This is a genomic window from Pseudomonas sp. RIT-PI-q (genome assembly GCF_001297125.1).
In the GTDB taxonomy this organism is placed as follows: Bacteria; Pseudomonadota; Gammaproteobacteria; order Pseudomonadales; family Pseudomonadaceae; genus Aquipseudomonas.
This window is the reverse complement of the sequence record NZ_LHPC01000034.1, coordinates 216486-241917: the sequence shown is the minus strand read 5'-3', so window position 1 is coordinate 241917 and position 25432 is coordinate 216486. Positions and strand designations below refer to the sequence as shown.

The following is a 25432-nucleotide window of genomic DNA, read 5'->3' as shown; positions in this document are numbered from 1 at the left end:
TGGTGGGGAGTATCCGAAGGTACTACGGAAGAGTATATAGAATACCGGTAGGGAGGATCCGAATCGGCCTGTTTGAAGTGGCGTGTCGCAGCCCTGCGCCCTGCCCCTTTATCTCGGAAGACGGCACCAGGCCCGTTTTCGCGAGCCAAAATTTTGATAGGCGCTGAATCAGTATGAGCGCTGCTAGCATGATACTGAATTGATGGGTACTTATAGCGGGACTCGTAGGTCGTCCAGATTGAGATTCTGTCCCTTAAAAGCTATTCAGAAGCTATCCAGATTCAGATTTTTCAGATCAATAAGCAGTCAACGTTGGTTCTTAGGGCATGATCGAATATGGAGATGAGGAAGATCGGTTCCCGAGGGGAAAAGGGCCATGGGCTGGCGGTAAGAAGGCGGAATAAGAGGTCGCGCCATACACGCATACCCACCTCCACTATTTGCCTCAAACAGAAAAACCTGGCTGACCATGAAAACGCCTCCATCCAAGTTAACCTGTCCAGTTGGTGATCGTTCCTAGCCCTTGACCGGAAATCCCCTCACAGCCTCTGCGACAAAGTGCCGTAACCACAAGTGATGTGGTTTGCTGTGTTTGGCGATATCCCAAACCATAAAACATCTGAAGGATGGCACGGGAACCGGAACCGGCGCCGTATTTAGATCCATCATTTGTGCATAGGTTGTGGCCGCAAAAGCCGGGATGGTCGCAATCACATCCACATTCATCAGAGTGGATAGCGCGCCGGTGAAATGAGTGAATGAAGCCACAACATGCCGTTTGTGTCCGACTGCCTCAAATAAATCGTCCATGAAGCCACGCCTCCCATCAAAGGAAACCCTTACATGTTTCGCGCAAAAATACTCATCCAGAGTCAGCACCTGACTAAATGGACTGTCCCGATTACGATACAGACATGCGTACGATGAGGAAAACAGCACAGAAGTTGAATAACTTGAACTAATGTCTTTCGGCTCGCTGCAAATAACAAGATCCATATTCTTGTCTTCCAACGATTTTTTCCATAAACAGCTATTAGACTGATGGAACGCAAAACTGATATTCAGATTATCGGTGCTTATTTTTTTTACTAAAATAGGTGCGATGTACGACTCTATGTCATCAGACAAACCTATATTAAAGATGTAGTTCGACTCCAGAGGGGAGAATTCCGGTTCTAAACTCAAAATGCTCGAAATGGACGACAGCGCCTCCGTCACATGGGGCGCAATCTCCAATGCTCGACGAGTTGGCACCATGCCAGAAGACGAGCGAATGAATAACTCATCTTCGAAATGATCTCTTAATCTGCGTAGAGCAGAGCTTACCGCGCCTTGAGTCACGTGAAGTATTGCCGAGGCTCGGGTGGCACTTCTTTCATTCATAAGGCAATGAAAAGTCACGAGAAGGTTCAGATCGAGCCGAGAGATATTACGTACGCTAATTTTGGTCATTTCAATTCATCGTTTGCGCTGAACCCCTTGCCGTTCCTAGTCTGGAAAAAAACGACAAGAAGCATCAGGAGGTTCACGTGGACGGCACACATCAAACGATTGTATCAGGCAAAATCGATACCAGCCCAAAACAAATAGACCACCGGAAAAGGGCTGTCGCGGTGGGGATCGGCAATTTCATGGAATGGTTCGATTTCGCGATTTATGGTTATTTCGCTGCGGTGATTGGATCCCTTTTCTTCCCCTCAAACGCACCTGGCGTCTCCCTCCTCTCGTCATTGGCTGTATTTGCCGTGGGGTTTGCCTCCAGACCACTGGGTGCAATTATTTTAGGGCCAATTGGAGATAAGTTTGGGCGTAAAGCGGTCCTTGTAATCACCGTTTTCGGAATGGGTATTTGCACCACGATCATCGGTCTGTTGCCGTCTTACAGCGCGATTGGCGCAGCGGCACCAATACTTTTGGTAACGATGAGGTTTATCCAGGGAATGATGGTTGGCGGTGAATGGTCAAGTGCCGGTATTTACATTGTAGAGAGCGCTCCTGCGAACAGACGTGCTACGGCAGCCAGTATTATTACCGGCACAGCGGGGCTCGCTTTCCTATTCGGTACTTTTACTGCCGCATTGATTTCTACAAACTTAACAGAAATTGAAGTGTCGACGTGGGGTTGGAGAATTCCATTTGTCGCTTCCATCATCATGACTGGTATTGCATTATTCATTCGTAGAAGACTTGGTGACACACCCGTTTATGAGGAGTTGGCTGCGAAGCGTGCATCCGGTAACTATCAACCCCCTTCTGCATCGATCAGACGAAAAGCTTTCTTCACCGCCTTTTCCATGTCCGCTTTGTTCGGTGTATCGCTCTATTACTTCGTAACCTATGCAAACAACCATCTGACCACTACAGTCGGGCTTCCGAAAAGCACAGCCTTATGGTTATGCAGCGCTGCACTGGTTTGTTATTGCATCGCCAATCCGATTGTCGGACGCATCAGTGACGCGTACGGACGTAGATGCCTCGTTCTCGGAGCGGCGGCGTTATTGACCGTCCTCGCCTACCCGATCTTCCTGTTGCTGAATACCGGAAATCTGATTGCTATTTTTGTAGGGTTGACGGTGCTGGGGATCCTTGTCGCCGTTACGGCGGTAATCGATGTCGTACTGTTGGTCGAAGTTTTCCCAGCCTCCATTCGATCTACCGGCGCAGCTCTTGGTCACAACCTGGCATTGGCAACACTGGCAGGCCCTGGCCCATTTATCGCAGCGGCGCTAATTCGCCAAACCGGTAATCCAAATGTCCCTGCTTGGTATTTGGCGATTATCTCATTCGCATGCTTCCTGGCGCTTTGGAAGCTGCTTCCTGAAACAAAAGACACAGACATCAACAAATACTAGGAGCTGTATATGATTCGTGTAGCTGTTGTCCAAGCCGCGTCTATTCTTTTCAATCCGCTGGCGACTACTGAAAAAGCCTGCGAGATCCTGAAACGTGTGAGTTTACAGGGTGGTAAATTGGCAGTGTTTCCTGAAGCGTTTATCGGGGGATATCCGAAAGGGCAAAGCTTTGGAAACCTGATTGGTAACCGCAGTGCTAGCGGTAAGGAGCTTTACAAGGTTTACTTCGACGGAGCTATCAAACTAGATGGCCAAGAAATGCAGGCCTTGATTGAGGCCGTCAACGATACTCAGGTCACCACAGTGATGGGAATTATTGAGCAGCTTGGTCGCACGCTTTACTGCACCGCTGTGACGCTCGTTCCTGGAATAGGCATCGCCGGCTACCGGCGTAAATTGATGCCCACCGGTTTAGAACGTACGGTTTGGGGCTTTGGTGATGGATCGACGTTGAACGCGGTGCCCACTGAGCACGGCATCCTGGGCACTGTCATCTGCTGGGAAAACTATATGCCAGCATTGCGGCATACGATGTATGCCCAAGGTGTTCAGATTTACTGTGCTCCCACTGCTGACGACAGGCCATCCTGGCCAAGCTCGATGGTGCATATCGCGATCGAAGGGAGAGTCTTTGTCTTATCCGCTTGCCAAGCCATCAAGGTAAGTGACTTCCCAGAAGAGTTCCAATCACAGCTGCAACTCGATGCCCGGGGCGACGATTACCTCATGCATGGAGGCAGCATGATCGTTTCTCCAAACGGTGAGCTACTGGCGCCTCCGGTCTATGATTGCGAAACTGAAATCTATGCCGATCTCGACCTATCTGATCTAGTGAGAGGCCAAATGGACTTCGATGTCGCCGGTCACTACTCGCGACCTGACGTTTTCCAGTTGCATGTGAACACCGATGCGTTGAAGGCCGTGAATTTCACGAAAAACTGAGTCAATGACGTGAGCAGAGATGGGGTCAATAGATCGAGTACCCGACCTCCTCTGCTTGCTCATCAAAGATGTTTATCCCCTTGCGCCCTATGTCCTTCGCCCCCATCCCAAGCGCTGCGATCTAATCGATTTGATTTGATTTGATTTGATTTGATTTGGCAACCGAATACGAGCAGGTATGATAACGTGCAGCGTTATACCCTGCAGCCCGCATAAAAATGTAGCGCCCTACGTCAAATCCCGGACGAACTCTAGTAGCCCACTTCATCCATACCAGCATCGGTACCAACCAGCATTTTGCGACACCTGCAGATCCATTGCGTAAAGATCAGACGGTTTCTTACTGGCAAAAATCTAATGCGTCGGGATGGCCGTAAGCAGTTGTCCGATGTCGATCAGGATCAACCATCAATTTCTGGAAGGATTCCGTCATCGGTCGCGATGATCACTGCCCTACCCTCACGACAGAATCTACTCATGAGTGACAGCAGCCCAAGCTCGCCCACGTCCAGGGCACTTAGACTCATCCAGGATTAATGCTGGAGGGTTGCGAACCAGTGCCGGTACCAGCAGCATCATTAACGTGGGGGCTAGAGCACTGATTGTTTCGTTACCGAAGAGTTTTAGATCGCTGCCGGCCCGTTCCTCAACATGCATTGCGCGAGTGAAGAGCTGCCGTTTTAGCCAAGAAATGGCGACGCTTTCTCTGCAGCCGATTTTCAGTACGACTCGGTGGAACACCTGCGTATTTTACTGAAAACCAGTTACCAAGTTCCGGTCAATCCTCGTTATGCCTTGGTTGGACGGCGGCGATGCAATCTGCCAATCGAGCCGATAGGAAGCATTTAATATTCGATGATTCAGGGAAAGAAAAAGCGTGTTTCGTGGGGGGCTATACGGTTCAAGTTAAGGCGAGTGTTGCTTCACGAACGTTTCTAGAGCACCCCTCCAGACCCTGAAGTGCTAATTAGCATCTCCAGGGTGCTGCCCGTACGTTGCTTGCGATGCACAATTGTGAATCGCCGTGCGACACTGTTATAACTCAGTACTATCCGGCCCATTCGCTGTTCATACCGACTAATTCTTATCGAGGGTTCGCAGCTTCTGCGGCAAGCCCCACAACAGCAGGGCGACTGCAATTAGCGTAGTGACGCCGATAACGTACAACGCAGGCGTGGTGCTACCAGTCAGGTCTTTGATCCGTCCAACCATAACCGGACTTACGATGCCGCCAAACTGCCCGAGGGTATTGATCACAGCGATCCCGCCAGCGGCGCCCGCACCGGCACCAGCTAGCAATTTAGGCGGTAGCGTCCAGAACATCGGAATGCAAGCGACAATCCCAGTTCCCAGCAAGCTAAGGGCGACAATGAGGAAGGTCGTCTGGTTCGCAAAAATCCCAGCACAGAAAAACCCTACCGCGCCTAGCGCGACTAAAGCCGCTACAAACTTGCGTCGCTCGCCAGTGGCGTCCGACACCCGTCCGATAACTACCATACTGATGGCGCCGAAAATGTAAGGAATTGCCGTCAGCAAACCGATCATCACTGGACTCTGAGTACCCGCACTGCGGATCAATTGTGGTGCCCAGAAGTTCAAGCCATAGGACGCAACCTGGATCAGAAAGTAAATAAGGCCCAGCGTCAAAAACCCAGGGATACGCAAGGCAGTGAGCAACGAACCCCCGCCCTTGTGCGGCTCACGCTGAGCCACACGACTGGCGAGCAGGGCTTTCTCCCCTGGGGTCAACCAGTGTGCATCCTCAATACGATCTTTAAGCAAGGCCAGAACCATCAAGCCGAGTACGATGCACGGCCCTCCCCCCAGCAAGAACAACCAGTGCCAGCCACGCATCTGCATGACACCATCCAGATGTTCCAGCACCAAACCGGAGATCGGCGCCCCCACCAAGCCAGCAAACGCTGAAGCCAGAAATAGCATTGAGGTGATGCGTCCGCGATAGTGCTGCGGGAACCAAAGCGTCAGGTAATACAGTACGCCAGGAGCAAAACCCGCCTCCATCGCACCGATCACAAAACGTAGAGCGTAGAACTGCCATTCACTGTTGACGAATACCATAGCAGCGGTGGCAGTCCCCCAGGACATCATGATCCGGGCGATCCAACGTCGGGCGCCCACCTTGTAGAGCATCATGTTGCTCGGAACTTCAAACAGCACATACCCCACGACAAACAACCCGGCGCCGAGACCGTAAGCAGTGTCACTCAGACTGAGATCAGTCTGTAGCTGAAATTTGGCGAAGCTGATGTTGATGCGGTCAAAAAAAGCGAACAGGTAGCAGACCATGATCAGCGGCATCAGTCGCCAAGCGACTTTGCTGACCAGTTTTTTTTCGGCGTCGAAGCTGACGGACGGGCTCGCACCCGCCTCCAGTACGTTAAGACTCATGGTGTTCTCCAGCGGACTTTTCATTGCAGTCCGATTATTTTTTTGTCTGGGTGGGATTACGAAGCAGTGATGGATTCCGGGACCGGATGCAGATCACTATTGCGCCCAGCCTTGACTAATTGACCGGGCATCTCATGGCCCAACAGCGCCGGCAACCTTCGTGACAATCGCAGCAACAACGGCAAATCGATGCCGGTGTGAATACCGACTTCATCACATAAGTTGACCAGATCTTCGGTGCAGATATTGCCCGAGGCACCAGGCGCAAATGGGCACCCCCCAAGACCGACGATGGCTGCGTCGAAGCGACGGGCGCCGGCCTCATAGGCAGCCATAACATTGCACAAACCTAGTCCACGAGTGTTGTGAAAATGCAGGGTCAAAATCAGCCGGAGAAACCTGCTGCAGTACTCTGCGCACCAACTGTTCGACCTGACGCGGATTGGCCATACCCGTTGTGTCGGCAAGGGTAATGCCGTTTATCCCAAGCTCCTGATAGGACTCGACGATCTGCAGTACTCGATCCTCATTGATCTTGCCTTCGAACGGACAACCGAAGGTCGTGGCGATGCTGCCGTTCATTCGCACATCAGTGTCGCCCACGTAGTGCACGATTTCGCCGAACGCCGCCAATGAATCTTCGCAGCGCATGCGCATGTTGGCCAGGTTGTGGGTCTGGCTGGCGGACATCACCAGGTTCAGCTCATCGGCCCGCGTCGCCAACGCCCGTTGCGCGCCCTTGAGATTGGGGATCAACGCGACGTAGATCACCCCCGGTTGGCGGGTGATGCCCTTGAACATTGACTCGCCATCGCGCAATGCCGGAATAGCCTTGGGCGACACGAATGAACCGGCTTCGATACGGCTGAATCCGGCCAGCGACAGCTGATCGATCAGGGCAATCTTGTCGACGGTTTCGACCCAGGTTGGCTCAATTTGCAAACCGTCGCGCGGCGAGACTTCCTGGACGATCAGAGTCTGGGAAAAGTCAGTGATCATTGCACCACACCTTCAGTTTTCAGGCGTTCGATATCGGAGTCCGTCAGACCCAGCCCGGCGAGAATCCCGTCGGTGTGCTGGCCCAGACTCGGCCCCGACCAGTTCACGCCACCCGGGGTTTCCGAGAGTTTCGGCACGATGCCAGGCATCTTCACCGTGGCGCCATCCGGCAGCTCGGCATTGAGCAGCATGTTGCGCGCCTGATAGTGTGGATCGGCAACGATGTCGGCCACGGAGTAGATGCGACCAGCAGGCACTTCGGCTACTTCCAACGCAGACAACACCTCATCAATCGGAAGACTGCTCGTCCAATGAGTGATCGCGGCGTCAAGCACATTACTCTTGGCGGCGCGACCATCATTGCGAGCAAACTCCGGCGCATCCGCGAGATCGCGCCCGCCGATGACCTCCATCAAGCGCTTGTAGATCGGGTCGCTGTTGCCGGCAATTACCACGTAGGCGCCGTCGGCCGTCAGATAGGTATTGGACGGGGCGATGCCCGGCAACGCACCACCGCTGCGCTCACGGACATGGCCGAGCATGTCGTATTCCGGCACCAGGCTTTCCATGACGTTGAAGACGCTTTCGGCCAGCGACACATCGACGATTTGCCCGCCGCCCTGCCCGGTCTTGACCCGCAACAACGACATCAAGGCACCGATCACCGCGTGCAGCGACGCGAGGGAATCGCCGAGGCTGACACCGACTCGCGATGGTGGTAACCCGGGGGTGCCGGTGGTGTAGCGAATCCCGCCCATGGCCTCGCCGATGGCGCCGAACCCGGGACGATCACGGTAGGGGCCGGTCTGGCCGTAACCGGAAATCCGTACCAGCGTCAGGTTGGGATTTAGGGCGTGCAACACGTCCCAGCCCAACCCGAGTTTTTCCAGTGCTCCGGGGCGCAAGTTTTCGATCAGCACGTCAGCACTGGTCGCCAGTTGCTTGATCAGTTCGATGCCTTCGGGGGATTTGAGATTCAGCGCCAGCGACTTCTTGTTGCGCGATTGCAGGTACCACCACAACGAGGTGCCTTCGTGCAGCTTGCGCCATTTGCGCAGAGGATCACCCTGGCCCATGGCTTCGATCTTGATCACTTCGGCGCCGAACTCAGCAAGCATACGTGCGGCGAACGGCGCGGCGATCAGCGTGCCGATCTCGATCACTTTGATTGCACTTAACGGGGCAGTCATCGCGGGGTACCTCTTGTTCTTGGAATATGATCCAAGACTAGAGGACGAACTCCGCCGAAATCCAACCGTCAGTTGGCAAGGAGCATTCGCGAAACGCGAAGGGACAATGGCGAAACTTCTGCAAATCTCAAGCTTGCAGGACAGTTAGCGAATCGGTAAGGAAGGCCCTCGCAAGCATTCGAACAACAACTGGCTCACCGGCGAGAGGGCCATCTCATCCCGTACTACCAAAATCAACATGCGTTCCGACCAATCGTCACTAAGCGGTACCGCATGCAACCCCAGCGCCCGACCGAACAACTCAAAGGCTTGCTGCGGCAGAACACCGATACCCATATTGGCCTGAACCATCCGGCACATGGCATCAAACCCAGGCACATTAATCCGCAAACGCAGTACCTTGCCCGCCTTACGAGCTGCTGTATGGGTGCGTATATTGATAGAGCTGGCAGCGTGCAGACCAACGTAATCGCTGTCCAGCGTATTGGCAAACGTCAGTTCGTGCGCAACGGCTAACGGATGATACGGGCGCATGAGCACCACCAGTTTGTCACGTCGATAAGGCACACTGTGCAGACCTTTGATATCGCAGTCACTGGAGTAGATGCCAAGATCAGCCACCCCATCCAGCACCCCCTGAATCACCCCATTGCAGGGGCGCTCTTCCAGGTCGGTCTTGACCTCAGGGTGATGCTCGGAAAATGCTCTCAGATCTTCGGGTAAGAACTGAGTGATCGCCGAGAGATTGGCCAACATCCGCACATAACCACGTATACCGTGGCTGTGCTCACCGAGCTCGAGCCCCATTTTCTCAACGCTGAACAGCATCTTCCGCGCGTGATACAACAGCGTCTCACCGGCAGGTGTCAACGTAATGCCTTTGGCGTGACGCACGAGCAGTTTGAAACCCAACATCTCCTCAAGTTCCATCAGACGCTTGCTTGCCGCTGACATCGCAATTGCCTCACGGGCAGAGCCACGGGCCAGCGTCCCTTCCTCGTGGACGGCCAGGAACAATTGTTAAGTAATCAGATCCAGACGACGTATCAGTCTTTTGTGCAACATAAAAGTTCGCGCCATAGGCTTAGTCGAAGAGACGTAGAGTAACGCCTATTGGTATTGAACAAGTGTCGCAGCTGGCAGAGCCGATGAATTTGTATCGAAGCCAATAGCCGAATCTGGGAAGTGCAGATGCTCGCCGGGTGGCTCAAGAGACTGCTGACCAGAATAATCTTCTATCCGTCAGCGCGCTCTTCGATTGAAAGTACTAGATAACCTGATTCCGTACTGCCCTTGCGCCCCTTTCCTAACGGGGTGTCTTTGAGTCCAATCTCCTGGTATGACGCAAATATCACCTGCTGATCGTTGCAGCAGTGCACATACGCCTCATTAGTCAGCGCTACGTAGTCGATTAGCGTGAAATGCGATGTCGTTTTGATCTGTTCATCTTCCAGGTCATCCGACGTGAAGAAGGCCGGCCCGTTTGTGCGAGCGATTCCCTAAATCCACCGTCTGCTTGCGATTGCAGTGTGTGGTTTTGATTCCTGAAGCCCGTACTCGCGACACTTTTTTACACATCCACGTAACGCTCAGTAACGACTCTGATATTTTCTGGCGCCTGGTTATCCAATAAAAGCACTTTCTCAAATAAAACAGCTCAAATAGGTCATTATTTTATTTATTGGCACGAAATCCGCATGCTAATTATTTTGGAATTGTTGAACAATAATAAATAGCTAGCTACCTTCATCTACCGAGGAAACGAACATGCAAAAAGGTCTGAAGGGCAACAACATCAAGCCAAATCTTGCGCTGACCATCGCATTGACTTGCGTTGCACCATTTCTGTCTGCCGCTGAGGTCACCGGAACCCTAAAGCCGGGAGAACTCTCAATTGGCTCCGACTTGACCTACCCTCCCTACACCTATTTTGAGCACAAAGAACCTAGCGGTTTCGACCCTGAGTTCATGCAATTAATCGGTACACAATTGGGGCTGAAACCGCGCTTTTTGGACACTCGCTTTGCAAATCTGATATTGGGTGTCAATGCCCAACGGTTCGACCTGGTCGCTTCGGCGTTATATGTCACTGCCGAGCGCGCAAAACAGGTCGATTTTCTCAGCTATTTAAAGACCGGCTCGTCGCTGATGGTGTTAACAGCGAGCGACTTCCGACCTCAGCGACCAGAAGATCTGTGTGGTAAACGCGTAGGCTCGATTAAAGGCGCTTCGTGGGTTCCTAAACTCAATAAGGTTTCCGCTGAACATTGCTTAGCTGCGGGTAAGCCCGCAATTCAGTCTCGCGAATTCCCGACCTCTCCTGAGGTCGCGCAGGCGTTACTAGCTCAAGCAGTCGACGTTCAGATGGAAGATCCTGCGGTAGCCAAGATCACCGTTCAAAAACTCCAAGGGAAGACCGTAATCAGCTCGAACGAGCTGATATATCCAGTAGTCATCGGACTAGCGGTACGCAAAGGTAACCAGCCATTAATGGAGGAATTAACAACAGCACTTGGCCAAATCAGGGCAAACGGAAGCTACGCGAAGTTACTCGAACGCTACAACCTTGCGGAACCAAATGCAGAGGAAGTCAGCGCTGCTTTGGGCGCCTCCACAAACTAAAACCCCTCGCCGGAGCATATCCGGCAGCGGCTCTCCTCGCTCCCAACCAGTCTGCGGAAAAATCATAGTAACGCGGAGTAAGCACATGCAATTCGATTGGCAATACACCTTGAGCCTGTTGTGGAACGGCGATTTCTGGCATGCAGTGGCGACTGTGGTTGAGCTAAGTCTGGAAACCTGGCTGCTGGGTATCGTCTTGGGATTTTTCCTCGCCCTTGCGCGACAATCACAGCGTCGTTTTTTGCGGGATGCCGCCGGCCTATACATCTGGTTTTTCCGTAGTCTCCCGCTGCTTGTTCTGCTGATATTCGTTTACAACTTGCCTCAGGTGTTCCCTTCAACCAGCGCTCTACTCGCCAACCCCTACTCTGCTGGCCTAATCGCCTTAGTATTAAGTGAGGCGGCATACATCGCAGAAATCCATCGGGGCGGCTTGCTAGCAGTAGCCAAGGGCCAACTCGAAGCAGGTAAAGCCTTGGGGGTTGGATATCGCGGTATTCAGCGACTGATTGTAGTACCCCAAGCACTCAGGGTCGCGTTGCCAACTTTGGCAAATGAATACATCACCATCGTTAAACTGACCTCCCTTGTCTCCGTCATTTCCCTCTCCGAAATTCTTCTGGTCGGTCAACAGCTCTATACCCAGAATTTCCTTGTGATGGAGACCATGTTCGCAGTGGCGTTCTACTACGTATTCATCGTTACGGTGTTCAGTCGCCTGCTACGCCTGCTCGAGAACCACCTGGACGTGACACGGCGCAAACCCAAGCGTGTGGGCCCTGCCGACCTTGCACAGGTACCGACGCACCGCACTGCTCGCCAAACAGAAACAAGCGAGTTCGCCTTGCAAGCACGAGGCGTACGCAAATCCTATGGTGAGCTGGAAGTACTCAAAGGCGTTGAGCTGAATGTGCGTTGGGGTGAAGTGGTATCGATTATTGGCCCGTCGGGTTCAGGGAAAACCACCTTGATCCGAACCATGAATGGCCTGGAAAAACTGGATCACGGCGAAATTACCCTTCAAGGCCATCCGTTCCTTCGTGGCACCAAAGAACCGCACGGCGCCCTGAGTAATAAGACGCATATGCAAGGCATCGTGCATGTGGGAATGGTCTTCCAAGGTTTCAATTTATTCCCACACAAGACCGCGCTAGAGAACGTGATGCTGGCGCCCGTCTATCACGGTCATGGCGGCAACGATGAAATGCGCTTGCTGAGTCTGGCCCTGCTACGCAAGGTGGGAATGCTGGAACACGCGGGGAAATATCCACATCAGCTTTCTGGCGGACAGCAGCAACGTGTCGCGATTGCGCGGGCTTTGGCGATGCGACCATCAGTCATGTTGTTCGACGAGCCAACATCAGCCCTCGATCCGGAACTGGTTGGTGATGTGCTGGCAGTAATTGAAGAGTTGGCTCGTGAGGGAATGACGATGGTGATCGTCACCCATGAAATGAATTTCGCTTTCAAACTCTCCGACCGTGTGGTGTTTATGGAAGGTGGCGAGATTATTCAGAACGCTGCTCCGCGTGAAATGCTGGAACAGCGAAGTGAGCGCATGACCAAGTTCCTCAAAGACGTACAACTAGCCTGAGTCGAGGAAGCGCTACCGTGAATTACCCCAAGGAACAAAGCTTGTCGCTGGCAGATCAGGTCGCCGTCGAATTACGCGAGGATATCATCGGCGGGCGTCTGTTGCCGGGTATGCCTCTGGTGGAAGGAGAGCTGGTCAATACCTACAACGCATCACGCAACACCGTGCGCGAGGCACTGCATCAGCTGGGGCGAGAAGGACTTACCAGCTACGTTCGTAACAAAGGCGTGATGGTACGCAGATTGGGTGTCGATGAAGTGCGCGATATCTTCAAGGTTCGCCGCCTCTTCGAACTTCAAGCGATTTGCGCAAGTAAACCGCTGCGCGATGAGCAATCGGACTTGATGCTCGATGCCATCGAGGCCGCGCAACTGGCCCAAGACCGGGAAAATTGGCAATCCTTTGGCACCCACAGCCTGCGCTTCCATCAACATATCGTGGGTCTATTGCGCAGCCCGCTACTCGATGAATTCTTCACACATGTTGCAGCTCAGATGCGGTTGGTTTTCTCCAATGCGCCCAGCGAAGAAACCTTCCAGAAGCCATGGCTCGAACGCGACCGACATATCCATGACCTATTGGTTGACGGACACAAAAAAGAAGCCGAAGAAGCCATGGCCGCCTATCTAAACGACTCAGAAATGATCCTGCTCGAGATTATGAACGGCATACCCAAACACTGAAAACAGAGGATCCACTATGTACAAGGATTATCCAGCGGCCTATCAAGTCAACAAAGGCGCCGCATTGCTGGTGAACAAACCATTTTACGATCGTGTGCGTGAATCGAAAGAAGGGCGCACGTTGATCGAGCAATTTGAAGTGCCGATACGAACTGGTCGTGCGTGGAAGGTGCCTGCAGGTCATGTATTCCGTGTAACCACGCCGGTTGGCCCGCAAGTCGGCGACTTCAATGTCTGGAGCGCCAACGATCCTCGTGAGCGCATGTGGGCAGCTCGTACCCGTCAGCTGCAAGGCGCACACGTCACCACCTATGACCGCCTTTGGTCAAACCTACCCTTCTTGCGCCCAATGGTCACTATCACTGACGACAGTTTGGCTGGCTACGGCGTCGACGAACATGGAGGTCGTTTGCACGACTTACTGGGCACTCGATGTGATCCGTATGTGAACAAGATGCTCTCCGGGGAGGATTTCCATCATCATTGCCACTCCAACCTAACCCGCGCCGTGCTGCCCCATGGCCTGACCGAGTTCGACGTGCATGATGTACTGAACATCTTCCAATGCACCGGTCTTAATCATGATGACATGTACTTCATGAAAGCATGCCCAGCGAAAAAAGGGGACTACCTGGAATTCTTTGCTGAAATCGATCTGTTATGCGCCCTTTCCACCTGCCCGGGAGGCGACTTGTCATTGCCGATGTGGGGCCCCGATGCGCAAGATCCACTAAAGGTCTGCCGCCCTCTGGGCGTCGAAGTTTATCGACTCGATGATTCGCTGTTAAACGGCTGGAAGCAGTCCGAGCGTGCGACCTATAACGGCAACCACGGATTGCTGATCCCCAAAGCGGAGTGGGAAAAATAGTCAATTCGCCTCTTGATGTCCCGGAGCGCCATTTGCTCCGGACATCTGAACCACGTTGTTGTACAGTCTGAAGGGCTTTCGATGCATGACAAGAACAAAGTTCAGGAGCAGAAGATTTAACCTGGATGATCGTAAATCTGTACTCCCCTCCGCCGATACAGTGCACGAGACAAGCCGTCAAAGGCCAATGCTAGAGTGACGATAAGCAAAAGCATAGCCATAAGCTCTAAACGGCCAGTCCGCCATGGTTGCCCAAGGTGAAGTAATGCGACCCCTGATTTACACCGATCATTCCCAAGGGGAAAGCCAAGTAATAGGTTATCGCTCAGCAGCCGCCCCTCACATGCAACTCCCCGGGCCATGAGCCGTTAGCTCTGAGCAGGTTGATGCCTCCCGCTTCGACTGTCTCGACTCAAAGAATATCAAATTTATTTAAATTCAATAAAAGCAGAGAATTAACAACATATTGCTTTCTTTGAGTGCCACTCCACAATAGCTACAGTTAACCCAGCGGAGTCGGGAAATAAGTTTTCAAGAAAGAGATAAAGCACTACGCGAAGAGATCCTGTCGTCCTTGGCGGAGCGTCTCACAATCAACATGAACCGGGAGACTGGAGTTGCCCATCTGTCACCTGACCACGAGGATCAAGTGAATCCCTCGGTCAAGATCACTGCTCAAGAGATCACGAGGAAGATCCTGATCTGGCCGAGCCATACTTTTGATCGACGACAGCCCACTGTCGACCGAACCACTTCACCAAAATTGGCTAAAATCATTCTGCCGATACATCAGCGTTCGAACCATCACGCAGCCACCGTCGCTGACTGCGGCTTTGATTTGAAAATAAAAATGATAGAAATCAGAAAGAAAATAAAAAAGCATATCAGTTTAAGACTGCGAGTTATGTGTCAATTTATTTCTTGGCTGACAAGGAGAACACAAGGAACATCGCCTGCAGTTAGGAATAAAATTCACGCTGAATGTATTTGACTTCAAAATGCCACCGCATGAACATGGCAATGCGAGGGGCAAATAAACATCAAGGATCTACCATGACTGACTTTTACGTTTCAGGAATTCGCAAAGACAAAGCAACCGGTCACATCCAGCAAGTTCAGGTTATAAAAAACGGAAGTTCGAAAAGACTCACAACCGATCGAGAGTTTGTAGCAAATTTGATTACAATAGGTCGAACCACCTTCCAGACTATTTTCTGGGACAAAGACCAGTGGAGATATGGTGCCATGATTCATGTGATTGACGATCTGTTCATATCTACCGATGCAAATGCCCTGGTGCAAGACAACCTTGACAGCCTACCGCACTTCTAAAATTTAAATAACAAACTAGCCATTATTGCCCCTCGCGTCCATCCGTGAATCCTCTTGTCACAAAAGCTGCATCCATTTCTTATCATTCAACACGCTACTAATATGTATGTTTACTGACAACACCGAGTTTGACAAACCATGAGCACACAAATTTTTATGATGTTTCTGAAGTGAATTTTTGGGTTCTAGAACATCGAAAACAAACACAAATATTGTGTATTCATCAACAAAAATGGCCATCAATGGGCCAGTTTTAAATAAAAAAAATATCATATTTATCGTCACTCGGCTCCTTAGATCGAAAAACCAGTGACAAAGCAAAGCGTGCAGACTTATTTGCTGCCTAGCAATCTCGCAGGCAGCAAACATTACTGAAGTTACAACAGAGGGATTGAGTAGCTGAGAATCAAACGATTTTCATCCTGATCGCGCTGAGCCGGAATATCGTTACGCCAAGTAGCGTTTTTCCACAGGAAGCCAACGTTTTTGAGCGCGCCTGACTGAACGACATATCCAACTGTCAGATCACGCTCCCACTCTGAGCGGCCCGAGCCGTTTTCACGGCCATTGGCTCCGACGGTGTCGATGTTGTCGCCACTCAGGTAGACCACGCCTGCGGTCAGACCCGGCAGCCCGACTTTGGCGAAGTCATACGAGTAGCGCGCCTGCCAAGTGCGTTCGCCAGCACGACTGAATTTCTGGAGTTGCATGTCAGTGATGGTGTAGTTTGACGCGCCGTCGCCCTGGTTCAGCCACGGGAAGTCACTGGTGCCATTACTAACCTGGTAACCGCCACCGAAGGTGTGACCAGCGACGGTGTAAAGAAACAGGCCGCTGTAAAGGTTGTTGTCGACCTTGGTGCGACCGTTAGCGAATCCGGTGTCATTGCCGGAGCTGTAATACGCCGGGGTATTGCTATTGGCGCCGTCATCGGAGCTGTTGAAGTAACGTAGGTCAGACTTCAGGACACCCAGGCCGATTGCCCAGTTGTGAACGAACCCCAGAAAGTGTTGCTTGTAGAAATCTTCCAGGTTGCCGTAGTAGTACTGGGCAGTCAGGTCTTTGGTGATTTTGTAGTCACCACCTGCATAAATGAACTTGTTGCTGTCACGCCCGCTAACGGTTGGACTGTTGGCTCCACCAATCGACAGTTGTTCGTTGTTGCTGGAGTTACGGCCTTTAACCGCTTCAATCTGACCGCCAACCAGTGTCAGGTCTTTGATGTCGCCGGAAGTAACCTGGCCACCCTGCCAGGTTTGTGGCAGCAGACGACCATCGTTGGTCACGATAACCGGGTTCTTAGGTTGCAAGGTACCCAGTTTCAATTCGGTCTGGTAGATCTTGGCTTTGGCAGTGAGCCCCAAGCTAGAGAAGTTATCAACCGCCTCGCCATTGGATTTGGTTGGGAATACAGTGCCACCGTAAGACGTTGGAGTGGCGCCGTTGGTGCCGCCGCCCGAGTCCAGCTTCACGCCTAGCAAGCCGATCGCATCAATACCAAAGCCTACCGTGCCTTGGGTATAACCAGAGATGAAACGCAGATCGAAGCCTTGACCCCATTCTTCGTTCTTACTTTGAACGCCGGAAGCCGTACTGGCAGCATGATCACGATTGTCCGTATTGATATAGAAGTTACGCAACCCCAAGGTGGCTTTACTGTCATCGATAAAACCAGCGGCATTGACCTGTTGCGCGAGCACGCCTGTAGCAATTGCAAGGGCCAAAGTGGATTTGTACATCAGTAATGCTCCAATTTTTAGTTTTTGTTAGTTATTCGCCAGAGCACCACAGCCCCATTAAATATAAATCTCGGTTTACATGAGATGAATCGAATACCGGAGCATAGCTCCGCATCAGATTTTGGATCTAGATACCTTACTATTTGAACCTGAACTTAGAATTCAGACCAGCCTCATTAATAATAAGTAGAACCGTCGTCATTCAACTGCACGACAGAACAAAAGAGAGCCATTTCAACGTCATGAATCACTTCCATATTATTACATCAAGATATTTTCTAATGTGACTACGACCTGGGTTAGCGAATATCGTTAAACGACACCTACCAAAGATTCAGCGATGCCGGTTTTAAGGCAACTATCTACACTTAAAGCTGATATCCGTAAGACCGGATGAAAGGGGCAGATGTTGGGCCCTTCAAATAGGCGACCAACGCCTTTGCGACAACGTTATTTTTCTCCCTATTTAATATAACGGCGTCTTGTTTGATCGGCTCATGCATCTCTGCCGGCACAATCCACGCCGAACCGCTGGTAACTTTACCGTACTTGTAGATTTGCGATAAGGCAACGAAGCCCAGTTCCGCATTTCCGGGGGACACAAATTGATAGGCTTGAGTAATGTTCTGCCCTTCAACGATCTTGTCTTTGACGTTATCGGTTAGACCCTGCTTAACCAATACCTGAGTAGCAGCCAAACCATACAGAGCAGCTTTAGGATTGGCGATAGCCAGATGCTGGTATTGATTTTTCATTAACACCTCGCCCTTAGCATCGACGTACCCTTCTTTAACCGACCATAGGGCCAGGGTGCCGACAGCGTAAGTAAAACGCGTACCCTTTACCGTATCACCTTCTTTTTCAAGTTTTTCAGGTGTGGTGTCGTCTGCCGAAAGGAACACATCAAATGGTGCACCGTTCTTGATCTGGGTATAGAACTGACCGGTCGCACCGAAAGAAGCCACCAACTTATGTCCAGTATCTTTTTCAAAATCGGTAGCTATCGCTTGAATGGGTGCAGTGAAGTTGACCGCAACAGCAACCTGAACCTCATCTGCCATTGCGCTTAACATCGTGGTGCTGGCTAACAGTGCAACTACCAAGCGAGATAGACGATAAATCATGGACTGCCCTCTTTTTTGTGAAGCGTTGAGTACCATACATGCGCACTGACAGATGCAGCGCTGTGAGTATGCGTATGCCCGCAAACTCGGTAAGTGCGGGTAGCACATCGGCTCCTTTAATGTGGCGCCCCTAATCTCCAACACCCCAGCTGTGATAAAGCCCGTGGCGTAATTCCAAATGCCTCTCAAAAAAAAAGCGCCTTCAACATCGCCATATAATTTAGTATATAGCGATTGATGTTAAATCACCATCACGGTGGATGCGCGTCAGTATTCTGCCCACTCAATAAGGTCATTCAAAAAACTATGGATTCGTAATCGCTATCCCACCTAGAGGATCAGCTACATCAGCTACTACCCTGACGAGCTTCCCCTCTATTTATGTATTCAGACTTTGATGTTCACGCGTTACCCGGAAAAAGGAATGGACTAATGCCACTTCGCGCGAATCCTTCACGTTCCATTTCCGCATCCATCGTCAGCGATGCGATGTCATCCGCAACAAGATCCAAATCCTGATCGTATTCGGGGTATACGACCTTCAGATAGGTACTGCAATCACCACAGCTTTCAGCCTTAATGGCTACCTTAGTTTCAGCGACCGACCAATAATCAATCCGACCGGTTTCTTCGCAGTTGGTGCATTTAATCCTGACCATATGCCACTGACTTTCACACAATCCGCACTGCAAATAACGCAATCCAGATTGGGCACCGATCATTATGACACTTCCAACTGGTGTACTCGCACAGACCGGACAAAGTTGGCGCTCTTCACCCAAGCTTGCTTTGCCGCCTGCAGGCAAATTGGAGGCAAGCTGCCTGAAATACACCGACAACGCTGCCCAGATGAACAAGGATTGGCCACTGTCGATTTCTCCAAAAGTCCCAGCTAGAAGTGATCGCGCAATCGTTGCTAATTTGTCTTCGTCATAATCGCGCAACTGATCAAAGGTATTACGGATAGCGATGCTCGCGTCTGCATACAGCTTGTCGATCAATTGCGTCAGCAGATGCTGCCAATGTCGATTTGTCACAAAAATGTCATTACTCAGCGGAGCACGGCCGGTACCAACATTTTCACCCAGCATCGCAATGAGCTCATCGGTCAGCGGTGAGTCTTCATGTAGAGACTGTTGCGACTCCACGACTTGGGCAATGAACTCCAAGTACTCAGCCATTAGGTGATCAACAGCAAGCTGCCGTAAACGCACCGCACGAGACTTATAAATGCTGTCCAAACTTGGCAATATCACCGCAGGAATTTCTGAAATTCCAGATGTCCGCTCTTCGACAGGTGTTATTTGAATGCTGTTCATTTTTCACCTGTGGTCTTGGTTTGTTTTGTCGTTACCTTCTTATACCAACGATCATGGTGAGTCTTTGCCCAGAGTTTGCTGACATACCCAGTAATCATGCTATCAATAGAGCCCTTAACCCAAAAGCCCATGTACGCATGACCCATAATTAGCAGGATGAGGCAGATACCCGCAAAAGAATGGAGCAACAGACCAATACGAATCACCGGGATCGGAAAGTACTCCGCAAAATAGGCCCGCCAGACCACAAGGCCACTGATCAAAAGGAGTGAAATCAGCGACATAATCCCCCAAAACAGTAGCTTTTGCCCGGCGTTATACTTGCCAATCTGCAGGCCTTTCATGTGCTTACCCTGCAGCACACTCTTGATGTTGGCGATCCAGATAAGGTCTTCCCGTTCTGGCAGGTTATATTTCACCAATCGCACGAACAAAAACATCAATGCCAGGAAGACTACAATTCCTAAGATGGGATGAAGGATACGAGCCATCTGGGGCGTACCCAGCACACCGTTAAGCCAGTTCATGGTGGGAAAAAACCACGACAGCCCCGAAAGCGCTACAAGGAGGAAGCAAATCACCATAAACCAGTGACAGATCCTATCGGCAAAATGGGTACGTAAAATCGCGTCACGCTTTTTCACACCGACTCCTCCTCATCATTGTTTGGCTCTGGCTCTACTTTCACTACAGGTGCCTTGACCGCCGACTGAGCCTTTACTTCCACTACTACGGGTGCTTTGACCACTGACGTCGCCGCTACTTCTACAACTACAGGCGCTTTAATCGTCGCCACTGGCGTTACCTCCACCACTCCAGACGCCGTGGCCCCTGACGTTGCTTCTACTTCAACCACTACGGGTGCGTTGCTCCCCGATACCTTCACTACTTTTGATGACCCATCGTCCTCTTCGTCGTCAGTGGTCAAAGGCCCCACTCCGACATAGTGGAAAATCGTTCCCGCCAACGTGGCGAAGAACGCTGCTGCTGCAACCGGCTTCATCCAGCTCTTCCAGCCATAGACAGCCTTACTGATGCGTGGATCAGTGGGCAGTTTGTGATAGAGGTTGGGTTTGTCAGCATGCTGCAGTACATACATAACGTGCGTACCACCCACCCCTTGAGGGTCATACACGCCAGCTCCGGCGAAACCACGGCCTTGGAGTTCCACCACCCGTTCGTTAGCCAGGTGAAGCATGTCCTCTTTGCTGCCAAAGCTGATGGCACCGGTAGGGCATGTTTTTACACAGGCCGGTTCCTGACCGACCGCAATACGGTCTGCGCACAGAGTGCATTTGTAAGCCTTGTTGTCCTTTTTACTGATCCTCGGAACATCAAAAGGACATCCCGCGACACAGTACCCACAACCAATACACTGGTCAGACACGAAGTCGACGATACCGTTAGCGTATTGAATGATCGCCCCGGGCTGCGGGCAGGCGGTAAGGCATCCAGGCTCTGCACAATGCATGCAGCCATCCTTGCGGATTAGCCACTCCAGCTTGTCATCTTCAGTCTCGACCTCATCGAATCGCATAAGCGTCCAGGTATCAGGACTGAGATCTGCCGGGTTGTCGTACACGCCTACGTTGTGACCTACCTCGTCACGCAGGTCATTCCATTCATTACACGCCACCTGACAGGCTTTGCAGCCGATACAGGTGCTGACATCAATAAGTTTGGCTACTTCAGCTTTGTGGTCACGTACACGTGGAGCGGGCGTCAAGGAGCTGGTGCCCGAGCGCCAAATGATGTCTTGAGATTGCATGGACATGATGGCGCTCCGCTAGACCTTCTCTATGTTGACAAGAAACGCTTTGTACTCAGGCGTATGTGTGTTGGACTCACCGATGCCTGGAGTTAGCGTATTCGCGAGGAAACCTTTGCGTGTAGAGCCTTCATAGCCCCAATGGCAAGGTATACCGATGGTGTCGACTTCTTGTCCGTTGATGGCCAAACGCCGAATGCGCTTAGTAACAACGGCCTTGGCTTTGATGTAGCCACGCTTGGTTGTCAACTTTACTGTGTCTCCTTGAACGATGCCTTTTTCGGCGGCCAGCTTTTCACCGATTTCGATGAACTGTTCGGGCTGGACGATCGCGTTAATGCGCGAGTGCTTAGTCCAATGACGGAAAAGCTCGGTGATCGAATAGGTCGTCGCCACATAAGGAAATTCATCACGTGTACCCATCCGAATTCGGTCGCTTTCGTACAACCGTGCGGTCGGGCTATACGTAACGTTAGGGTGCAATGGATTACTCACCAAGGGACTTTCAATAGGTTCGTAATGCTCTGGAAACGGCCCGTCATTCATCTCAGCGCAGGAAAACAAGCGTCCAAGCCCTTCCGGAAGCATGATGAACGGATTGACGTTGCCGCCGGGTGGCTCGTGGATAGGGTAATCAGGTACGTCAATACCACTCCAGCGCTCACCGTCCCAACTGATTACCTTGCGCTTGGGATCCCAAGGTTTTCCTTGAGGATCTGCGGAAGCACGGTTGTAGAGAATCCGTCGATTCTGCGGCCATGACCAAGCCCAGCCAGGGGTACAGCCTAAACCAGTATCGGTGTTATCTCGGCGCGCCATTTGGTTGCCCTGTTCCGTCCAGGAACCGCAAAACACCCAGTTGAAACACGCAGTCGTACCGTCGTCCTTAAGCTGGGAAAAATCGTCTAACAATTGCCCCTTACGACGAGTCAGGTTGCCGTGCTCGTCGTGGAGGTCTGCCAACGCATAGCCATTGAACTCCTTAGCCACCTCTTCCGGCTGCGGCTCCAATGGATCACTATAGTTCCACGCCATGTTGAGAACAGGTGTTGGGTTTGCCCCACCTTCTTTCTCATAGAGTTCGCGGATTTTCATGAACAATTCACCGAGAATCCGCCCGTCTTGCCAAGCCTCGCCTGGAGGAGCGGCGCCCGCCCAGTGCCATTGCAACCATCGTCCAGAATTGACGATCGACCCATTCTCTTCAGCAAAACAAGACGATGGGAGACGGAACACTTCTGTTTGGATTGACGCGGTGTCGACGTCGTTAAACTCTCCGTGGTTCTTCCAGAAGCTCGAGGTCTCGGTCGCCAGAGGATCGATAATCACCAAGAACTTCAATTTGGCTAACGCGGCGCTGGCTTTGTTTTTGTCCGGGAAGGCGGCGATGGGGTTGAAGCCTTGAGCGATGTAACCATTGACCTTGCCTTCGAACATGCGGTTGCTGAAGTTGAGAACGTCATAGCTTTCATCCCACTTCGGCAGCCAATCAAAGCCCCAGTCGTTTTCTTTGGTTGCGTGATCGCCCCAAAGACTTTTCATTAGGCTTACAAAGAACTTTGGCATGTTCTTGTAGTAATTGACCTGGTCAGGCAACTGCGCAGCGGGCGTGATTTCTTTAAGGTACGTATGGATATCTGTCTGTGTGTCCGACGGCAGATTCATGTACCCAGGTAGACGCAGTGAAAGCAGCCCTAAGTCGGTGTAGCCCTGAATATTTGCATGGCCACGCAATGCGTTGACTCCGCCCCCTGCCATACCAATATTACCTAGTAACATTTGGATCATGCCCGACCCACGAATCATCTGCGCACCGTTTGTGTGGTGCGTCCAGCCGAGAGCATAGAGGAAGGTGGCGGTTTTATTGGGAGCGCTTGTTTCGCCGAGAATTTCGGCGATTTTAAGGAAATCGGCAGTCGGTGTGCCGCAAACGTTAGTCACCATTTCGGGCGTATAACGGCTGACATGCTTCTTGAGCAGATTCCACACGCAACGCGGATGGCTCAACGTCAAATCGCGTTTAGCAAAGCCGTGTTCATCCAGCTCATACGTCCAGGAGCTGCGGTCGTAGGCGTGTTTCGTCGCGTCGTAACCACTGAACAACCCATCATCAAAGGAGTAGCTTTCCTTCACGATTAGGCTGGCGTTCGTATAGGCTCGTACATATTCGTGCTGAATCTTGTCGTGGGTGATGAGATAATTGACTACCCCCATCAGGAAGGTCACGTCGGAGCCCGCACGAATCGGCGAGTAGATGTCTGCAACGGCAGCACTACGATTGAAACGGGGATCGACCACGATGACTTTGGCACCATTGTGGATTTTAGCTTCAATCACCCACTTGAAACCAACCGGATGGGCTTCGGCAGGATTCCCTCCCATGATGAGGACAACGTTGGCGTTTTTGATGTCCACCCAGTTGTTGGACATCGCACCTCGACCGAACGTAGGCCCGAGAGCCGCCACCGTTGGCGCATGACACACCCGCGCCTGGCTGTCAGTGCCCAGCATTCCCAAGGCACGAGTGAAGCGTTGATCGAGAGAACCTGTTTCGCTACTGGCTGCAGAAGAGCACAGCATTCCGGTGGTCAACCAGCGGTTGACCAAGGTGCCTTTCGCATTGCGTTCAATGAAGTTGGCGTCACGATCATCCTTCATTAAACGCGCGATGCGCTCAATGGCGTGTTCCCAACTGATTCGCTGCCACTGATCCGAACCGGGAGCTCGATATTCAGGGTATTGTAGACGTTGCTCGCTGTGGATGTAATCGATGAGGCCTGCGCCTTTAGGGCACAGAGAACCACGGCTTACGGGATGATCAGGATCACCTTCGATGTGGAAAATACGTGCTTTGGCATTTTTTGCGCCGTCACCGAGGCTGTACATCAATAGCCCACATCCGACCGAGCAATATGTACAGTTATTTCGAGTTTCTTTAGCTCGAAGTAACTTGTATTGCCTGGACTCGGTGGCTAATGCCACACCCGAAGCAAACCCTAAAGAAGCCGCCGCCGCTGTCGCGACCCCGACGGTGCAAATTTTGAAAAATTGTCGCCGACCAACTTGCATAATCTTTCCTCAACACCCACTAGCCTCACCGAGAAAGAAGAATCGAACACGTTTAGAAAATAAACTTATGATTCATTTTAACGGTTGTTTCTCAGTGACACGCTTTATGTGCGCGTTATTATGTTGTGCAGAGCTAAATCCGATACACGGCTAGGATCTTAGATAGGTTTTCTACCTATAAAACATGTCTTTTCGGCACCTTTGGTAGCAACAAAGACGTCTCTCCGGCCTTTATGTTTTAGGCGTCAAATCGGTTTTAGTACATCCGTTTGAATTGTGGGTACTCCGAGTACGCAAATGCTACCACCTGCTAAAAACCAACAAAAGGTGCAGTTCCTGCTAGAAACTGATCCGGTTTTTTGAATTTCGTGAAGATGAACAGCGCAGGAAGACATAAGTCTACGATTTTGATAGAAAAACACCTTAGACCTTGCGATAATTTTCATCGGCGCGAGACGAAAATTGAATAATTTTCCGTTTGTTCCGCCCAACTGAGCTCTTGTTAAAAGGAAAAGCCAATCACTTGATGGCTCCTTTCGATCAAACAATGAAACGGTTCTGGGAGGAGCCTTCAAAGTTTTCATGCCAAGTGACTGTATTTGGAGAAATTATGCCTTCCTACAAGATTCACTTACGGACTACCTAAAATCTGTTAAATCTATATCGGCCAAACTGAGCAACAAGCACTTGCAATTGCACGCAAACTCTTTAACCAATGGCCAAAATATGCCACGCCACCTGATAAGTGCATTGCCAACCTATTAAAGTTAAACCATCTAGAGTTTGACTTGACCCTCAATGCCCCATGGCCAAAGAAAAGCTTCAATCCAGAAGAACTCATAAGTCCCTATGAGTCTCTGCCAAACAAATGAGCTCATTTTGCGCCCCCCCTTAGGTGAGAGACTGATGCCGCACGTCCATC

The 25432-nt window shown here is 51.3% G+C and carries 16 protein-coding genes and 2 pseudogenes; 7 read left to right on the top strand and 11 right to left on the bottom strand.

Features of this window, described 5'->3' with window-relative positions; translation table 11 throughout:
* Positions 1-516 precede the first annotated feature (516 nt).
* Positions 517-1452, bottom strand: a complete 936-nt coding sequence (locus AEQ67_RS18590) for a LysR family transcriptional regulator (protein ID WP_059405288.1) — start codon at positions 1450-1452, stop codon at positions 517-519.
* Positions 1453-1529: 77 nt separating this feature from the next.
* Between AEQ67_RS18590 and AEQ67_RS18585 the strand changes: the two genes are divergently transcribed.
* Both AEQ67_RS18585 and AEQ67_RS18580 read left to right on the top strand, forming a co-directional pair.
* Positions 1530-2852 (top strand): MFS transporter, encoded by a 1323-nt coding sequence (locus AEQ67_RS18585; RefSeq protein WP_059405287.1) that lies wholly within the window; start codon positions 1530-1532, stop codon positions 2850-2852.
* Between the two features lie 9 nt (positions 2853-2861).
* Positions 2862-3794, top strand: coding sequence for a carbon-nitrogen hydrolase family protein (locus tag AEQ67_RS18580; protein ID WP_059405286.1), 933 nt, complete (start codon positions 2862-2864; stop codon positions 3792-3794).
* A 1077-nt stretch (positions 3795-4871) separates the two neighbouring features.
* Here AEQ67_RS18580 and AEQ67_RS18575 read toward each other — a convergent pair.
* From AEQ67_RS18575 to AEQ67_RS18560, 4 genes and pseudogenes are all read right to left on the bottom strand, one after another.
* Entirely contained in the window at positions 4872-6203 is a 1332-nt protein-coding gene (locus AEQ67_RS18575; RefSeq protein ID WP_059405285.1) for an MFS transporter, read from the bottom strand.
* Positions 6204-6259: 56 nt separating this feature from the next.
* Positions 6260-7202 (bottom strand): annotated as a pseudogene (locus AEQ67_RS18570) (hydroxymethylglutaryl-CoA lyase).
* On the bottom strand, positions 7199-8392 hold the full coding sequence (locus AEQ67_RS18565) for a CaiB/BaiF CoA transferase family protein (protein ID WP_059405284.1): 1194 nt from the start codon (positions 8390-8392) through the stop codon (positions 7199-7201). Before AEQ67_RS18565 ends, AEQ67_RS18570 begins: the two are co-directional and overlap by 4 nt.
* A 144-nt stretch (positions 8393-8536) precedes the next feature.
* Positions 8537-9409, bottom strand: a complete 873-nt coding sequence (locus AEQ67_RS18560) for a LysR family transcriptional regulator (RefSeq protein WP_236710370.1) — start codon at positions 9407-9409, stop codon at positions 8537-8539.
* Positions 9410-10159: 750 nt separating this feature from the next.
* On the opposite strand from AEQ67_RS18560, the gene AEQ67_RS18555 reads away from it, so the two are divergent.
* The 5 genes from AEQ67_RS18555 (at position 10160) to AEQ67_RS18535 (ending at position 15491) form a co-directional block, all read left to right on the top strand.
* Positions 10160-11014, top strand: coding sequence for an ABC transporter substrate-binding protein (locus AEQ67_RS18555; RefSeq protein ID WP_059405283.1), 855 nt, complete (start codon positions 10160-10162; stop codon positions 11012-11014).
* An 85-nt stretch (positions 11015-11099) separates the two neighbouring features.
* Positions 11100-12608, top strand: coding sequence for an amino acid ABC transporter permease/ATP-binding protein (locus AEQ67_RS36595; protein ID WP_059405282.1), 1509 nt, complete (start codon positions 11100-11102; stop codon positions 12606-12608).
* 17 nt (positions 12609-12625) lie between these two features.
* On the top strand, positions 12626-13291 hold the full coding sequence (locus AEQ67_RS18545) for a GntR family transcriptional regulator (RefSeq protein ID WP_059405281.1): 666 nt from the start codon (positions 12626-12628) through the stop codon (positions 13289-13291).
* A 16-nt stretch (positions 13292-13307) separates the two neighbouring features.
* Positions 13308-14159 (top strand): urea carboxylase-associated family protein, encoded by an 852-nt coding sequence (locus tag AEQ67_RS18540; protein WP_059405280.1) that lies wholly within the window; start codon positions 13308-13310, stop codon positions 14157-14159.
* Positions 14160-15212: 1053 nt separating this feature from the next.
* On the top strand, positions 15213-15491 hold the full coding sequence (locus AEQ67_RS18535) for a hypothetical protein (RefSeq protein ID WP_059405279.1): 279 nt from the start codon (positions 15213-15215) through the stop codon (positions 15489-15491).
* A gap of 377 nt (positions 15492-15868) precedes the next feature.
* Here AEQ67_RS18535 and AEQ67_RS18530 read toward each other — a convergent pair whose 3' ends face one another.
* The 6 genes and pseudogenes from AEQ67_RS18530 to fdnG form a co-directional block, all read right to left on the bottom strand.
* A complete protein-coding gene (locus AEQ67_RS18530; RefSeq protein ID WP_059405278.1) occupies positions 15869-17230 on the bottom strand; it encodes an OprD family porin in 1362 nt (453 codons plus the stop codon).
* Positions 17231-17598: 368 nt separating this feature from the next.
* Positions 17599-18354 carry a molybdate ABC transporter substrate-binding protein gene (gene modA / locus AEQ67_RS18525; protein ID WP_059405277.1) on the bottom strand — a complete coding sequence of 252 codons (756 nt, stop codon included), beginning with the start codon at positions 18352-18354 and terminating at the stop codon, positions 17599-17601.
* Between the two features lie 401 nt (positions 18355-18755).
* Positions 18756-19673, bottom strand: a complete 918-nt coding sequence (gene fdhE / locus AEQ67_RS18520) for a formate dehydrogenase accessory protein FdhE (RefSeq protein ID WP_059405276.1) — start codon at positions 19671-19673, stop codon at positions 18756-18758.
* On the bottom strand, positions 19670-20317 hold the full coding sequence (locus tag AEQ67_RS18515; protein ID WP_059405275.1) for a formate dehydrogenase subunit gamma: 648 nt from the start codon (positions 20315-20317) through the stop codon (positions 19670-19672). Before AEQ67_RS18515 ends, fdhE begins: the two co-directional genes overlap by 4 nt.
* A 245-nt stretch (positions 20318-20562) precedes the next feature.
* Positions 20563-21441 (bottom strand): annotated as a pseudogene (fdxH, locus tag AEQ67_RS18510) (formate dehydrogenase subunit beta); the annotation flags it as partial.
* Between the two features lie 18 nt (positions 21442-21459).
* Positions 21460-24510: a formate dehydrogenase-N subunit alpha gene (fdnG, locus tag AEQ67_RS18505; protein WP_082377885.1), complete on the bottom strand. Its 3051-nt coding sequence runs from the start codon at positions 24508-24510 to the stop codon at positions 21460-21462.
* Positions 24511-25432: the final 922 nt, after the last annotated feature.

What these genes read in the sequence shown, in the direction of transcription:
- AEQ67_RS18530 (WP_059405278.1), bottom strand. Translation starts at nt 17,230, where the DNA reads ATGTACAAATCCACTTTGGCCCTTGCAATTGCTACAGGCGTGCTCGCG.
- AEQ67_RS18590 (WP_059405288.1), bottom strand. Translation starts at nt 1,452, where the DNA reads ATGACCAAAATTAGCGTACGTAATATCTCTCGGCTCGATCTGAACCTT.
- AEQ67_RS18535 (WP_059405279.1), top strand. Translation starts at nt 15,213, where the DNA reads ATGACTGACTTTTACGTTTCAGGAATTCGCAAAGACAAAGCAACCGGT.
- AEQ67_RS18580 (WP_059405286.1), top strand. Translation starts at nt 2,862, where the DNA reads ATGATTCGTGTAGCTGTTGTCCAAGCCGCGTCTATTCTTTTCAATCCG.
- fdnG (WP_082377885.1), bottom strand. Translation starts at nt 24,510, where the DNA reads ATGCAAGTTGGTCGGCGACAATTTTTCAAAATTTGCACCGTCGGGGTC.
- AEQ67_RS36595 (WP_059405282.1), top strand. Translation starts at nt 11,100, where the DNA reads ATGCAATTCGATTGGCAATACACCTTGAGCCTGTTGTGGAACGGCGAT.
- modA (WP_059405277.1), bottom strand. Translation starts at nt 18,354, where the DNA reads ATGATTTATCGTCTATCTCGCTTGGTAGTTGCACTGTTAGCCAGCACC.
- AEQ67_RS18565 (WP_059405284.1), bottom strand. Translation starts at nt 8,392, where the DNA reads ATGACTGCCCCGTTAAGTGCAATCAAAGTGATCGAGATCGGCACGCTG.
- AEQ67_RS18540 (WP_059405280.1), top strand. Translation starts at nt 13,308, where the DNA reads ATGTACAAGGATTATCCAGCGGCCTATCAAGTCAACAAAGGCGCCGCA.
- AEQ67_RS18575 (WP_059405285.1), bottom strand. Translation starts at nt 6,203, where the DNA reads ATGAGTCTTAACGTACTGGAGGCGGGTGCGAGCCCGTCCGTCAGCTTC.
- fdhE (WP_059405276.1), bottom strand. Translation starts at nt 19,673, where the DNA reads ATGAACAGCATTCAAATAACACCTGTCGAAGAGCGGACATCTGGAATT.
- AEQ67_RS18555 (WP_059405283.1), top strand. Translation starts at nt 10,160, where the DNA reads ATGCAAAAAGGTCTGAAGGGCAACAACATCAAGCCAAATCTTGCGCTG.